This window comes from Enterobacter cloacae complex sp. IR5441, assembly GCF_049238215.1.
Lineage (GTDB): Bacteria > Pseudomonadota > Gammaproteobacteria > Enterobacterales > Enterobacteriaceae > Enterobacter > Enterobacter hormaechei_C.
This window is the reverse complement of record NZ_JBMKIA010000031.1, coordinates 1-12,854: the sequence shown is the minus strand read 5'-3', so window position 1 is coordinate 12,854 and position 12,854 is coordinate 1. Positions and strand designations below refer to the sequence as shown.

13 protein-coding genes are annotated in these 12,854 nt (G+C 59.6%); 1 reads left to right on the top strand and 12 read right to left on the bottom strand.

Annotation, left to right across the window (positions count from 1 at the left end; translation table 11 throughout):
* Positions 1-17: 17 nt before the first annotated feature.
* The 3 genes from nepI to ACOTX5_RS21800 all read right to left on the bottom strand — a co-directional run bounded on the left by nepI (position 18) and on the right by ACOTX5_RS21800 (position 2,446).
* A complete protein-coding gene (gene nepI / locus ACOTX5_RS21810) occupies positions 18-1,208 on the bottom strand; it encodes a purine ribonucleoside efflux pump NepI (RefSeq protein WP_015570108.1) in 1,191 nt (396 codons plus the stop codon).
* Between the two features lie 169 nt (positions 1,209-1,377).
* Positions 1,378-1,896, bottom strand: a complete 519-nt coding sequence (locus ACOTX5_RS21805) for an SRPBCC domain-containing protein (RefSeq protein WP_045910983.1) — start codon at positions 1,894-1,896, stop codon at positions 1,378-1,380.
* A 97-nt stretch (positions 1,897-1,993) separates the two neighbouring features.
* Complete coding sequence (locus ACOTX5_RS21800) at positions 1,994-2,446, bottom strand: DUF1198 domain-containing protein (protein WP_017383675.1); 453 nt, start codon at positions 2,444-2,446, stop codon at positions 1,994-1,996.
* Positions 2,447-2,545: 99 nt separating this feature from the next.
* Between ACOTX5_RS21800 and ACOTX5_RS21795 the strand changes: the two genes are divergently transcribed.
* A complete protein-coding gene (locus tag ACOTX5_RS21795) occupies positions 2,546-3,448 on the top strand; it encodes a LysR family transcriptional regulator (RefSeq protein WP_045910984.1) in 903 nt (300 codons plus the stop codon).
* On the opposite strand, the gene ACOTX5_RS21790 is transcribed toward ACOTX5_RS21795, so the two are convergent.
* The 9 genes from ACOTX5_RS21790 to ACOTX5_RS21750 all read right to left on the bottom strand — a co-directional run bounded on the left by ACOTX5_RS21790 (position 3,436) and on the right by ACOTX5_RS21750 (position 12,429).
* Positions 3,436-4,440, bottom strand: coding sequence for an alpha/beta fold hydrolase (locus ACOTX5_RS21790; protein WP_023302828.1), 1,005 nt, complete (start codon positions 4,438-4,440; stop codon positions 3,436-3,438). The genes ACOTX5_RS21795 and ACOTX5_RS21790 overlap by 13 nt on opposite strands.
* Before the next feature lie 169 nt (positions 4,441-4,609).
* Positions 4,610-6,001, bottom strand: coding sequence for a hexose-6-phosphate:phosphate antiporter (uhpT, locus tag ACOTX5_RS21785; protein WP_006808805.1), 1,392 nt, complete (start codon positions 5,999-6,001; stop codon positions 4,610-4,612).
* Between the two features lie 132 nt (positions 6,002-6,133).
* The gene (locus ACOTX5_RS21780) at positions 6,134-7,444 is read right to left on the bottom strand and encodes an MFS transporter (protein WP_017383677.1); all 1,311 of its coding nucleotides are present in this window, start codon (positions 7,442-7,444) and stop codon (positions 6,134-6,136) included.
* Complete coding sequence (uhpB, locus tag ACOTX5_RS21775) at positions 7,437-8,942, bottom strand: signal transduction histidine-protein kinase/phosphatase UhpB (RefSeq protein WP_045910985.1); 1,506 nt, start codon at positions 8,940-8,942, stop codon at positions 7,437-7,439. Before uhpB ends, ACOTX5_RS21780 begins: the two co-directional genes overlap by 8 nt.
* Complete coding sequence (uhpA, locus tag ACOTX5_RS21770) at positions 8,939-9,532, bottom strand: transcriptional regulator UhpA (protein WP_003861054.1); 594 nt, start codon at positions 9,530-9,532, stop codon at positions 8,939-8,941. The genes uhpB and uhpA overlap by 4 nt, the downstream gene beginning before the upstream one ends.
* 125 nt (positions 9,533-9,657) lie before the next feature.
* Positions 9,658-9,945, bottom strand: coding sequence for an acetolactate synthase small subunit (gene ilvN / locus ACOTX5_RS21765; RefSeq protein ID WP_015570113.1), 288 nt, complete (start codon positions 9,943-9,945; stop codon positions 9,658-9,660).
* 3 nt (positions 9,946-9,948) lie between these two features.
* Entirely contained in the window at positions 9,949-11,637 is a 1,689-nt protein-coding gene (gene ilvB / locus ACOTX5_RS21760) for an acetolactate synthase large subunit (protein WP_047727023.1), read from the bottom strand.
* A 106-nt stretch (positions 11,638-11,743) separates the two neighbouring features.
* Complete coding sequence (ivbL, locus tag ACOTX5_RS21755) at positions 11,744-11,842, bottom strand: ilvB operon leader peptide IvbL (protein WP_057979964.1); 99 nt, start codon at positions 11,840-11,842, stop codon at positions 11,744-11,746.
* Positions 11,843-11,949: 107 nt separating this feature from the next.
* On the bottom strand, positions 11,950-12,429 hold the full coding sequence (locus ACOTX5_RS21750) for an Hcp family type VI secretion system effector (RefSeq protein WP_032103328.1): 480 nt from the start codon (positions 12,427-12,429) through the stop codon (positions 11,950-11,952).
* Positions 12,430-12,854 lie beyond the last annotated feature (425 nt).

The window sequence follows — 12,854 nt, the reverse complement described above, 5'->3', positions numbered from 1 at the left end:
GGAGAGGGAGAAAAGCACTACTTCGCCTTAACCTTCCCCGCCACCAGCAGCGCGGTCAGCAGCATCAGCGTGCCGGAAATTACCAGCGGCGAGGTCAGCCCCAGGTGGTCGAGCGCTACGCCGCCCACCGCCGCGCCGCAGGTATTCGCCAGCTGGATCACCGCCACCTGAATCGACCCGGCTTTTTCCGCCTGATCGGCAAGCGAGCGGGTGATCCACGTCGACCAGCCCACCGGCACCAGCGCAAAGGCAAAGCCCCAGATAATCGCGATCGCCGAAGCCACCCACTTATCGCTGCCCCACAACACCAGCACCGCGGCGCTGATCGCCAGCACCAGCGGGGCACCCGCCAGCGCCACCTTCAGGGAGCGCTTCAGGAACTGGGACGACAGCGAGGTGCCGACAAAACTGGCGATCCCGAAGCTCAGGAGCACCAGCGTCAGGCCGTCCACGTCAAAGCCCGCCATGGTCATATACACCGGGCGGATATAGGTGAAGAAAGCAAACTGCCCGGCAAAGGCCATGAAGATGGCGGTCATCCCCGCCAGCACGCCCGGGCGCTTCAGCAGCGCGAACATGTTCTGTTTGTGGTGCGCCGCTTCCCCCGGAAGGGACGGCAGCGCCTTCCACACCCAGATTATGCACAGCACGCCCATCACCGCCGCCGCGTTAAAGACGTTGCGCCAGCCGATAATTCCACCGAGGAAACTGCCCAGCGGCGCGGCGATCACCAGCGCGATCGAGACCGCACCGAAGATAACGGACAAGGCTTTTGGCACCGTACGCGCGGGCACCAGGCGCATGGTCAGCGAGGCGGACATCGCCCAGAAGCCGCCTAATCCCAGCCCCAGGCAGGCACGGCCGAGCAGCAGCAGGGTGAAGCTTTCAGCGAAAGAGACCAGCAGGCAGGAGAGCGTCAGCAGCACGCTGAACAGAATAACCACCTTGCGACGGTCAATGGTGCCGATCGCCTGCGTGATAAACAGGCTGGCGAACATCGCCACAAACGCGGTGACGGTCACGGACTGCCCCGCCACGCCCTCGGAAATGCCCAGATCCTGCGCCATCGGCGTCAGCAGGCTGACCGGCAGGAACTCGACGGTGATCAGGCAGGCGACGCAAAATGCCACGGAGAAAACCGCCGACCAGTTGGGGCGTGAAACCTCTTTGGCCTGCGGTGTAGTCGTGGGCTGGGTATGTTCTGTCATGGCATCACCTGAAGATAAAAACGTGCGGAAAAGTCGCGCAGTTTATCATCAAAAGTGTGACGAATTTAACGTTTCGACAACTTTTGTCGTTTTTTAATGCCGGGCGGCGCTGCGCTTGCGCCGGCCTACGGGCTTGTAGGCCCGGTAAGCAAAGCGCCACCGGGCAAAATTACCCGCGAGCCTTAAGAGCGGCATTCGCCAACCCGACAATCCACTCCTGATGCCCGTTAATCATTGGGTTCGGCACCGTGCGCGCTAATTCCTGCGCCGGCACGCCTTTCTGCGACTCCTGAGTCAGAATGCGCACGCGGTTTCCCGGCAGGTCTTCAAACAGCCAGGCGTGGATCACGTCCAGACGCGAATTTGCATCCCCTTCTACCCAGCCGTGCCACGCGATACGCGCGGCTTCGCCCTCCACGGGCGGAACATACTCCGTCACCTGCGCCTCAACCGGGAAGCCAAAGGTGGTGAAGCGGAAGCGGGCGTTGGCGCTCAGCGCCGGGCCGCTGCCGTCGTGAAAACGGATATCTTCGGCGTTGCTGTAGTAGTTCGGCCACAGGGTGGTGTCGTTGAGCTGCGCCCAAATCTCTTTTGCGCTCAGCCCGGCGACGAAGATTTCGTTGGAGGCAAAGTTATCGGTGGTGCCGGGCAGGTAGTCGTTCGGCCAGATAATGGCGGATTGTTTCATGGTTCACCTCATCGGTTAGTTGATAAGGTGATGGTGCGCCTGCGGGTGATATAAATCTAATGACGATGCTTTATACTCTTCATCACGTTTTGTGATATCAGTGCAGGTAAAACACGCCCTCTTCCGGCAGGAAAAGCTGGTTGTAGCGCAGCTGGAAGGCGTTGAACTCCTGCGGGTCTGGCTCTATCTCGCGCATAAAGCCGAGCGCGAGGCGGATTTGCGCGTCGGTGATCGGCGCGGCCAGACGGGCTTTACGCAGCATGCGGTGCCAGGTATGCAGATTCTCTTCGCTGGCGTCGACGATGCAGACCTGCCAGATCAGCAGCACCTGGGCGGCATTTTGCAGATGCGCCTCGTCGGGGCGTTCAAGATAGCGGATAAACTCATTGCCCGGCGTTTTACCGAACTGGTCAATCATCGACTCGACCGGCATCGGGGTGATCCCCAGCCGCTCGCTTAAACGTTTGATGGCGCGGCGGGAGTCTGAGGTCAGGACACGAAATCCAACCACAAACACCACGGCAAGCGTTGCCAGCATTATCCAGACCATGCGTTCTCCTTAGACTAGCCGCCCATCATAGCGGGAAACGCAGCGCGTCAACAGCGGGCAGCGCCATAATAGTAAACGGAAAAGAGGTGGAAAAACGTCATGAAAGCGGATCTGCGCACGCTGGATCTTAACCTGCTGAAAACGCTGGATGCCCTGCTGGACGAACGCAGCGTCACCCGCGCGGCGGCGCGTCTTGCCCTGACCCAGCCAGCGGTAAGCGGCATGCTTAACCGCCTGCGGGATTACTTTGAAGACCCGCTGTTTATCCGCGCGCCGCACGGCATCGTGCCTACCACCCGGGCGGAAGCAATGGCGGCTCCCGTCAAACGCATTCTGGCAGATATCGACGAGCTGCTTCAGCCGATCGCCTTTGATCCGCTCACCGCAACGTTCACCTTCACGCTTGCCGCGACCGACTACGCCCTGCGCGCGGTCATCGTGCCGTTTATCGCTGCGCTTAAGGTGCAGGCGCCGGGTATTCGCGTGCGCGTGGTGCCTGTGGAATCTGACCGTCTGGTCAGCCAACTCGAACAAGGCTCTGTCGACGTGGCGCTGATCACCCCGCATACCACGCCTGACGAGCTTCACAGCCGGGCGCTTTATGATGAACGGTACGTTTGCATGATGCGTGCTGACCATCCGGATGCCGGACAGCCCATGACGTTAGACCGGTTTTGCGCCCTGGAGCATGTGCTGGTCTCTTACGAGGGCGACGGTTTTCGCGGCGTAACGGATGGCGCGCTGGAGAAGACTGGCCGAACGCGGCATGTTGGCTTATCGGTGAGTAACTTTTTAGTCCTGCCGGACGTGCTGGCCCTCAGCGATATGATTGCCGTTGTGCCATCACGCATAGCGGAAAAGCAGACGGGGATGTTCGTCTGCGAGACGCCGGTTCCCGTGCCCGGCTTTACCAAAAGCATGGCCTGGCACGGCAGAACGCACCGCAACCTCGCGCAGGCGTGGCTGCGCGGGCTGTTGCTGGAGACCAGTCAGCGCGCCTGAAGCCCTTTCAGCAGCGCCTCGTGGAAGCGGGCAGGATCCTGCATCTGCGGCGCGTGGCCCATGTCGTTAAATTCAATCAGCGTCGCGTGCGGAATGCGCTTCGCCGTCTCTTTGCCCAGCACCGCGTAATTGCCGAGCGTCTTGCGGATCTCCGGTGGGGCGAGATCCTTCCCGATGGCGGTGTTGTCCTTCGTGCCGATCATCAATAATACTGGCATCTTCAGCTCGTTAAATTCATAGACGACCGGCTGGGTATAAATCATGTCGTAGAGCAGCGCCGAGTTCCACGCCACGCGCGCTTTGCCCGGCCCGTTGTTCAGCCCGGCAAGCATGGTGACCCAGCGCTCGTACTCCGGCTTCCACTCCCCGGCGTAGTAGGTGTTTTTCTCGTACTGACGAATACCGTCGGCGCTGACTTTCAGCTCGCGCTGGTACCACTGGTCGACCGTAATATGCGGCACGCCGCGCGCTTTCCAGTCTTCAAGCCCTATTGGGTTCACCATCACCAGCTGCTCCACCTGCTGCGGCCACATCAGCGCGTAGCGGGTCGCCAGCATGCCGCCGGTCGAATGGCCGATAACCGTGACGCGATCAACGCCCAGCGTTTTCAGCAGCGCGTGGGTGTTATCCGCCAGCTGCTGGAAGGTGTACTGATAATGCTCCGGCTTGGTGGATTTGCAGAAGCCGATCTGGTCGGGTGCGATCACGCGATACCCGCTGGCTGAAAGCGCGCGGATCGTGCCGTCCCAGGTGCCAGCGCAGAAGTTTTTGCCGTGCATCAGCACCACGGTGCGGCCGTTGGGTTTTTCCGGCTTCACGTCCAGGTAAGCCATATCCAGAGGCTGGTTCTGCGAGGTAAAGGTAAAGTGTTTTACCGGCCAGCCGTAGTCAAAACCTCCCAGCTTCTCACCGTAGGTGGGGGCATCCGCGGCCATTGCGGGGGAGGCCAGCGCCATCAGCAGCGCCAGGCAGGACAATCGTCGGGTCAACATGCAAGCTCTCCGTTAGCAAAAAGGGCTAAGGCTGCACGAAAGGCGGCAGCAAAAAAACTGTAGAGCATGGAGAGGGGCGGGTGTGTAAAGCGGGGTAAAGGTAAAAGGCAGGCCGTGAAAAATAAAAAAGCCCGGCATCACACACCGGGCAAAGAAGTTACCTGCACACTCAGGCTACTTTTAATTTCTGCGCACGATTCTCGCGGCGGATCTTACGCTCTTCCAGCACCGCAACCATCGCCATCAGGACGATACAGCCAATCGCTGCCGCATCCAGCGCGGCAAAGGTGCCCGCCCAGCCGGTGAGGCCGAAAATTGGCGTGCCGTCGGCGATCATGCCCAGACCGAGCTTGGCGAAGCTGTCGCCGATCAGGTAAGCGAAGGTGCCCTTAATCCCATCGGCTGCGCCGATCGCTTTTTTCGGCACAAAGCCAACCGCCGCCACGCCGATCAGCAGTTGCGGACCGAACACCAGGAAGCCGAGCGCAAACAGCGACGCCAGGTAAACGTACTGGTTGCTGGCGTGCTGGTAAACGCCGAGCGTGGCGATAATCAGCGCCAGCGCGACGCAGGCCACCAGCGCGCGACGGCCATTGGCGAGGTCCGAGAGCCAGCCCCACAGCAGGGTACCGACCAGCGCGCCTACTTCGAACAGGGTGAAGCCCTGAATCGCCACCTCTTTCGAGAGCTTCAGCTCCTGGAAGGCATACACGGTGGACCACTGGTCGATACCGATACGCACCACGTACAGGAAGATGTTCGAGAAGCAGAGCAGCCAGATCACTTTGTTTTTCAGCACGTACTCAACAAAGATCTGCCATTTGGACATCTCGTTTTCTTCGGTCTCTTTGTCCTCCTCGCTGATCTCCTCCCCGAACAGCTCTTCAGCTTTGCCGAGGCCGTAGGATTCCGGGGAATCGCTGCCGTAGCGCAGGCCGATAAAGCCGACAATCAGGGCGATAATCGACGGGAAGATAAACATGCCAATCACGTGGCCGTCGAACAGGTAGTTCGCACCGAACAGCGCCACGCCGGCCGCGCCCGCTCCGCCGAGGTTGTGGGAGATGTTCCACATGCCGAGGTACGAACCCCGCTTGCGGCGCGGCGTCCATTTGGTGATGGTGGAGTAGCTGCACGACCCGCCGGTGCTCTGGAAGAAACCGCTCAGGGCGTAGAAGGCGATCATCAGGAACAGGCTGACGGAGCCCGCGCCCATGCTGGCGCTAAAGCCGAGCATACAGATGGCGGAGAGGATCAGCATAAACGGCAGGAACTGCTTGGTATTTTTGCCGTCCGCGTAGTAGGACACAACCGTTTTCCCCACGCCGTAGGTGATGGAGAAGCCCAGGCCAATCATCCCCAGCTGCGTCATGCTCAGCCCGTAGGTTGAGATCATGTCGTTCTGCGCGATGTTAAAGTTTTTGCGGATCAGGTACATGGTCAGGTAGCCGATGAAGACCACCAGATAGGACTGCATGAACGGTTTGAACCACATCTTGCGCCGCACGTCGAGCGGCAGATCCAGGGTCGGCTTGCGCACCTGATTTAAGAAGGCCAGCATGACTGAGTTACTCCTGAGCTGATTTTTGCAGCATTGTAAAAACCAGCCAGGAGAGATGCCTGAGACAGCGTCCAGGTGAAACCGGGAAAATTTCTTAGTTTTGCGCGTCTCGGCAGCAAAAGGTGAGGCGCGTCACGCTTCGCGCGGTGCCTGCGCGTGCAAAAACGGCAGCAACAGCAGGGCGGAGATGCCCGCCGCGATGGCGATCACCGCGAAGAACCCGCTCCAGTGCCAGACGTCGATCACCCGCGCCAGCGGCCAGCCGGAGAGCGATGCGCCAAGGTAGGCAAACAGCCCGACAAAGCCCGTCGCCGCGCCTGCCGCCTCTTTGTGGGAACACTCCGCCGCCGCCATGCCGATCAGCATCTGCGGGCCAAAGACGAAAAAACCGATGGTGAAGAAGCACGCCGCCTGCATCACGTAGCTGGCGAACGGCATCAGCCACAGCGAGCCGACGGAGAGTAAGATCCCGGCAGCAAAAATCAGGTTCATCGGCCCGCGGTTACCGTTGAACAGCTTGTCCGAGCCCCAGCCCGCCACCAGCGCGCCGATAAACCCGCCCAGCTCGAACATCGTCACCGCCGAGTTGGCGGTCACCAGGTCCACGCCGAGAGTTTCGGACATGTACAGATTGCCCCAGTCGTTGATCGCCGCGCGCACCACGTAGACCAGCACGTAGCAGAGCGACAGCAGCCAGATGTACGGGTTTTTCAGCACGTATTTGGTGAGGATCTCCTGGCGGGACAGCCCGGCCCCTTCCTGCTGCTGGGCGATCTCCATCTCGTCGTGCCGCCAGTCGCCCACCGGTGGAAGGCCGACGGTTTGCGGCCTGTCGCGCAGGCGCCAGCAGAGGAACAGTCCGGCGACAATCGCGAGGCCACCGGCAATCATCATCCCCGCGCGCCAGCCGTAGTGCAGCGCCGCCGCGCCGACCACCATCGGGATCAGCGCCCCGCCGACGTTATGCGCGGTATTCCATATCGCCCACCAGCCGCCGCGCTCGTTGCGTGAGTACCAGGCGGTGAGCAGGCGGGCGCAGACCGGCGCGCCCCAGCCCTGGAAAAAGGCGTTCAGCGCCCACAGCAGGGCAAAGGCCCACAGCGAGGTGGAGAAGCCAAACAGGATGTTCACCACCCCGGTGGCGATCAGCCCGACGCCCATAAAATAACGCGCGTTGGAGCGGTCGCTGACGATGCCGGAGAAGAACTTCGACAGGCCGTAGGTGATGTAAAACAGCGTCGCCAGCAGGCCAATATCGGTGCGCGTCATCACGCCGCTGGCGAGAATTTCCGGCGCGGCGGCGTTGAAGCTTTTGCGGGTGAAGTAGAACAGCGCGTAGCCGAGCCAGATGGTAATCAGGATATGGCGACGCCAGTAGCGATAGCGGGCATCGATTTCCGCTTTGTTGCTTAGCGGGGCGGCGCTGGCGGGGGTTTTAAACATGGTGTGTCCTTAACGGCAAACTGACGCTGACGCGCGTTCCGTGGGTGCAGGAGATCGTCAGCGTGCCGCCCAGCGCCTTCACGCGCTCGCGCATGCCCGCCAGGCCAAACCCCTGCTGGCCGGAGCCCGGCGGCAGGCCGCAGCCGTCGTCTTCAATCACCAGCATCAGGCGCTCGTCCTGCTGCCAGCCCTGGATCGTTACCGCGCTGGCGCTGGCGTGCTTGACGATGTTGTTCAGCCCTTCCTGGCAGACGCGGAACAGCGTCACACGCTGGCCTTCACTCAGCGCAGGTTCGTTAATGCGCCAGTCGAGATGGCTGACAATCCCGCGGCTCTCCAGCTCCATCTCGCGCATCAGAGAGCGTATTGCCTGCTCGAGCGAGAGATCGTCAAGCTGGCGCGGGCGCAGCCGCCCTAACAGGCGACGAACGGAATCATAGACGCCCAGCGAAAGCTGTTCGATATGCGCCCCGCCCTGCTTCACGCCCGCGTTTTCTGCCGCCAGGCGCTGAACAATGCCCGCCTGGGTGCGGATGGCGGTGATGGTCTGGCCGATATCATCGTGCAATTCGCGAGCAACCTCCTGGCGCACGCTCTCTTCCGTCTCCAGCAGACGCTCCGCCAGACGGCGGTTGCGCGCCAGCTCGGCTTGGAGGGACTGGTTCAGCTCGCGCAGGCGCTGTATGCCCGCGCCGAGCAGCAGCCCGGTGAGGCTCTGAGCCAGCAGCGAGAGCAGCAGATCTACCGGGTGATCGTGCCAGGTCTGGCTGGCAATCAGCGCGATGGCGTTCATCAGCGTGGCGATCAATGCGCCCTGCCAGCCGTAATGCCAGGCAAGGGCGATGATCGGCAGCGCCAGACAAAACGGCGTGAAGCGTGATAATTCAGCGGGCAGACCAAGCTGCAACCACAGGCTCACCACAAACAGCAGCAGATACCAGATCAGGTGCCGGGCGCGCCAGTTCACCGGCTGGGAGGCCAGCGCCGGGCCGAGCGGCTGCCAGACGGTGCTGGTAAGGTAATGCCAGATCACAAGGCAGGTCGGGGCCAGCGTCAGGCCGCCGGTGAGGGTCAGCAGCAGGGCGTTGAGCCCCTCCTTTTCACCCACCCACGGCAGGGACTGCAACAGCGCGGCGGCAATCAGCGCCGCACCCTGACGCAGCAGCGTGCGCCAGTCGCGCTGGTGACGGTAGCGGGAAATCAGGGCGACCGGGATAAGCGTGAGCAGGCTTCCGGTCATCAATAAAGGCAGGTGCGCGAGGGCCACTTCCTGCGCCAGCCAGATCAGCATCAGCCACTCTGCGCCCAGCAGCACCGGCCAGTAGCCGCGCGGGCATTGCAGCATTAGCCCCAGCCGCAGGCCAAAGGGGAACAGCAGCACCGCCAGCTCCGGGCGCTCGACAAGATGCAGGCTGATACTCCACAGACAGAACCACGCGGCGGAGAAGATGAAAAAGCTGGCAACAACGGCGATCAGCCGCGAAAATAGGGAGTTCATTGCCAGCTGTCAAACATACGGCGCGCCAGCTCGACATCGTTACTGACGTTGAGTTTTTCCATCAGGTTGGCGCGATGAACGTGAACGGTCTTTGGCGACAGCCCTAGCTCTACGGCAATCTCTTTCACCGACATGCCCTGGGCAAGTTTCTCTGCCACCTGGCGCTCGCGTCTGGTGAGCGGATCCTGCCGTCCCGCCGCCAGCTTGATGGCAATATCCGGCGTCAGGTAGCAGCCGCCGGTGGAGACGGTACGCACGGCGGCAATCAGCTCGTCCGGGCTACAGCGTTTAGAGAGAAACCCACGCGCCCCCGCGTTGAGCGCCTGCTCGACCAGCGCCGGGCTGTCGTGGACTGAGAGCATGATCGTCGCCATCCCTTTCGGCAGCTGGCTTAACAGCTCCAGCCCGGAGAGGTCCGGCATTGAGATATCGCAGATACAGACCTGCACCCCGCGTCCCGGCAGGCCCGCCAGCGCCTCGCGTCCTGAGCCAAACTCGGCCACGACCTGAAAATCCGGTTCGAGGTTTAAAAGCTGGGCAAAGCCGGAGCGAACGATAAGGTGGTCGTCGATAAGGGCGATGGTGGTCATGGTTTGATCCTGATGCGTGAACGCGCCGGATGGCGGCGCAAACGCCTTATCCGGCCTACGTGTAACGTCCTTGCAGGCCGGATAAGCGCAGCGCCATCCGGCAAAAGCCTCTTACCTTAAGTGATTTACTCAAAAAACACCGCAATTTTGTTAAACATGGTGGGATCGGACTGGTTGCGTGCCACTTTGGTGACGTCCTCCAGCTTGTCGATCTGCGCCATCATCTGCTCCAGACGCTGGTCGTCGTTCACCAGTAGCCAGATGCGGCTGTGCTCGCTGCCCTGAATCGGCAGGCACAGAATGCCTTCCACGTTAAACGCCCGACGGGCAAAGAGCCCACAGACGTGGGTCATGACGCCTGGGTGGTTGCGGACGGTGAGTTCCAGAATGACGTTATCACATTGTTTCTGCATGGCTTATTCCCCCACCATCTCAGTATTTGCCGCACCCGGCGGCACCATCGGATACACTTTTTGTTCAGGGTCGATACGCACGTGGATCAGCGCCGGGCCAGGGCGAGAAATCGCATCCTGCAACGCCGCGTGGGCATCTTCTTCGGCGTTCAGATCGCAGGTGTGCAGGCCAAAACCAGCGGCAATCTGCATAAAGTTGATCATCCCCGGATAGGTCGCCGCAAACACGCCCTGCTTGTAGAACAGGCTCTGCTGCTGGTGCACCAGACCCAGCGCCTCGTTGTTCATCAGAATGATTTTGACGTCTAACTGGTTTTCGGCCGCCGTCGCCATCTCCTGAATATTCATCATCAGGCTGCCGTCACCGGAGAAGCAGATCACCTTGCGGTCCGGGTTGGCGAGCGCCGCGCCAACCGCTGCTGGCAGGCCGAAGCCCATGGTGCCAAGGCCGCCGGAGGTCAGCCACTGACGCGGGCGGTTCAGCGGATACGCCTGGGCGGTCCACATCTGATGCTGGCCGACGTCGGTGGTGATAATCGCGCTGTCATCCACGCAGGCGGCAACGGCGTTGATAAGACCATAGTGGCTCAGCGGGTCGCCCTCGGTTGGGATAGCGCCCGGGAACTCCCGTTGCAGATCGGCTACCAGCTGGCGCCAGTCGGCGCGGTCGGTTGCCTCCGTCTGCGGGATCAGCTGCGCCAGCACCTCGGCCACGTCGCCCTGGATCGCCACGTGCGGCTGCTTGATTTTACCCAGCTCGGCGCGGTCGATATCCACGTGAATGATTTTGGCGTTCGGGCAGAACTGCTCGGTTTTGCCAATCGCCCGGTCATCAAAACGCGCCCCCATAACTATCAGCAAATCCGCCTCTTGCAGGATGTAGTTGGTGCAGCGCGCGCCGTGCATGCCCAGCATGCCGAGAGAGAGCGGGTGCGCTTTTGGCAGCATACCCAGCGCCATCAGGGTCATGGTGGTGGGCAAATTAGCTTTTTCAGCGAACTGGCGGATTTCATCCGCGGCGTTGATCGTCCCGCCGCCCAGATAGAGCACCGGGCGTTTGGCGGCGTTGATCATCGCCGCCGCATCGCGCACGCTCTCAGCGCTGAATTCTGGCGCGGGGGCACGGTCACCCGGCTCCGGCAGAACGTCGATCTCAATTTCTGCGGTCTGGACATCCTTAGGAATGTCTATCCACACCGGGCCCGGGCGGCCAGACTGCGCAATGCGGAACGCATCGCTGATAACCTGAGGCAGCTCGCTGATATCGCGAACTAAATAGTTATGTTTGGTGATGGGGATAGAGATGCCGTAGGTGTCGACTTCCTGGAACGCATCGGTGCCGATCATCGAGGACGGCACCTGGCCGGTAATGCAGATCAGCGGAATGGAGTCGAGACGCGCGTCGGCGATGGCGGTCACCAGGTTAGTGGCGCCCGGCCCGCTACAGGCCATACAGACCGCCGGTTTACCCTGGGTACGCGCCATGCCCTGGGCGATAAAGCCTGCGCCCTGCTCGTGGCGCGCCAGCACGTGGCGGATCTGTGTGCTTTGGCTTAACGCATCATACAGCGGCAGTACGGTCCCACCCGGGATGCCCGCAACGGTGGTGATGCCCTGTCGTTCCAGTAAATGAACAATCAGCTGCGCGCCTGTAAAACGCGTCTTGGTGGATGTTGTGCCCGAACTTGCCATGCTCCAGTCCTTTTCTTCTGAGCCAGCCTTCCGGGGAGGGTCCTAAACGAAAAACCCCGCCCGGTTTGCGCCGGCGGGGTTTTGGATTCGTGTGTTGATCCAGTCCCTACGGCGCATTGCCGACGACCACCACCACACGCACGACGACCACTGCGGCAGGTTGCGCAGTTTTTAGTAGGGTCGAAGTGAAGATGGATGAAGTCATTGGGGACCTGTGTTTGGAATCATTGATTGAATTTATACAAACACAGGTTTTCGGATGTGACAATGGAAATATTTTCATCTGCGCAAAAATGCGTCAGGGATCACGTTTCAGTACGTTGCTCGCTCATTCCAGGTGTCACTATAGATGACATTGCCGTCGCAATGCTTCCAGGTGATTTTCTCGTAGCGTATGAGAACCGTTTCAAGGTGGGTTCCGGTGTTTGCGCCGGGATACAGGTCTGGTGTGATTGAGGTTATTTTCACATTCTCCAGGAAGATATTAAAATACTCCTGTTCAAAACCCGCCTCATTAATCTGATACATCTTAATAGTGGCTGACTTGAGCGTTCTTCCCGTACTCAATGCGCGAAAGAGAAGCGGGGTTACACGATCAAATTCTTTTTGAAACATGATGGGCATGTGCATACGCGTACCCGTCAATTTCCCGGTATTCCCGTCGACCGGGACGTTGACATTATGAGTGAACGTTTTAAGTTCAATTGCACCTTCACGCCCTGACACAAGGCAAGGGCCAACCATGGGAGAACCATTTTCATCTGTTAAAAACAAATAAGCTGGGTTTGACATAAAAATCCTTTTAATAACATTTAATCGTATTTATCAAAGTGGCCAAAAATCATCGGGTGAACAATAATAAACACAACGATAGCAATGAATGTTAGTAAGACCCAGTGGTCAGGTACCAACCACAGAAACAAAGAGGCGCACGCAAAAATATAAACAGGGAATAAAATATCCGTAAATAGAATTGATAACAGACTTTTAAACATGCTCCTTGCCCTTTAAGTCTTTATAAATTGCATCGAAATCCTTATAGAATCCCAACTGCACCTTCTTAATGAGTTCAGACAGGAAAGGCTCAAAAAAGTAGTAAAGCACTGATGAATCCCCTAATGATTTTGGTAAAAATCATTAAGTTAAGGTGGATACACATCTTGTCATATGATCAAATGGTTTCGCGAAAAATCAATAATCAGACAACAAGATGTGCG

Bases quoted from the DNA above. Each gene is read 5' to 3' on its own strand.
- ivbL (WP_057979964.1), bottom strand. From the start codon at position 11,842: ATGACTTCATCCATCTTCACTTCGACCCTACTAAAAACTGCGCAACCT.
- ACOTX5_RS21750 (WP_032103328.1), bottom strand. From the start codon at position 12,429: ATGTCAAACCCAGCTTATTTGTTTTTAACAGATGAAAATGGTTCTCCC.
- ACOTX5_RS21800 (WP_017383675.1), bottom strand. From the start codon at position 2,446: ATGGTCTGGATAATGCTGGCAACGCTTGCCGTGGTGTTTGTGGTTGGA.
- ilvN (WP_015570113.1), bottom strand. From the start codon at position 9,945: ATGCAGAAACAATGTGATAACGTCATTCTGGAACTCACCGTCCGCAAC.
- ACOTX5_RS21790 (WP_023302828.1), bottom strand. From the start codon at position 4,440: ATGTTGACCCGACGATTGTCCTGCCTGGCGCTGCTGATGGCGCTGGCC.
- ACOTX5_RS21805 (WP_045910983.1), bottom strand. From the start codon at position 1,896: ATGAAACAATCCGCCATTATCTGGCCGAACGACTACCTGCCCGGCACC.
- ACOTX5_RS21795 (WP_045910984.1), top strand. From the start codon at position 2,546: ATGAAAGCGGATCTGCGCACGCTGGATCTTAACCTGCTGAAAACGCTG.
- ACOTX5_RS21780 (WP_017383677.1), bottom strand. From the start codon at position 7,444: ATGTTTAAAACCCCCGCCAGCGCCGCCCCGCTAAGCAACAAAGCGGAA.
- uhpA (WP_003861054.1), bottom strand. From the start codon at position 9,532: ATGACCACCATCGCCCTTATCGACGACCACCTTATCGTTCGCTCCGGC.
- uhpT (WP_006808805.1), bottom strand. From the start codon at position 6,001: ATGCTGGCCTTCTTAAATCAGGTGCGCAAGCCGACCCTGGATCTGCCG.
- ilvB (WP_047727023.1), bottom strand. From the start codon at position 11,637: ATGGCAAGTTCGGGCACAACATCCACCAAGACGCGTTTTACAGGCGCG.
- uhpB (WP_045910985.1), bottom strand. From the start codon at position 8,942: ATGAACTCCCTATTTTCGCGGCTGATCGCCGTTGTTGCCAGCTTTTTC.
- nepI (WP_015570108.1), bottom strand. From the start codon at position 1,208: ATGACAGAACATACCCAGCCCACGACTACACCGCAGGCCAAAGAGGTT.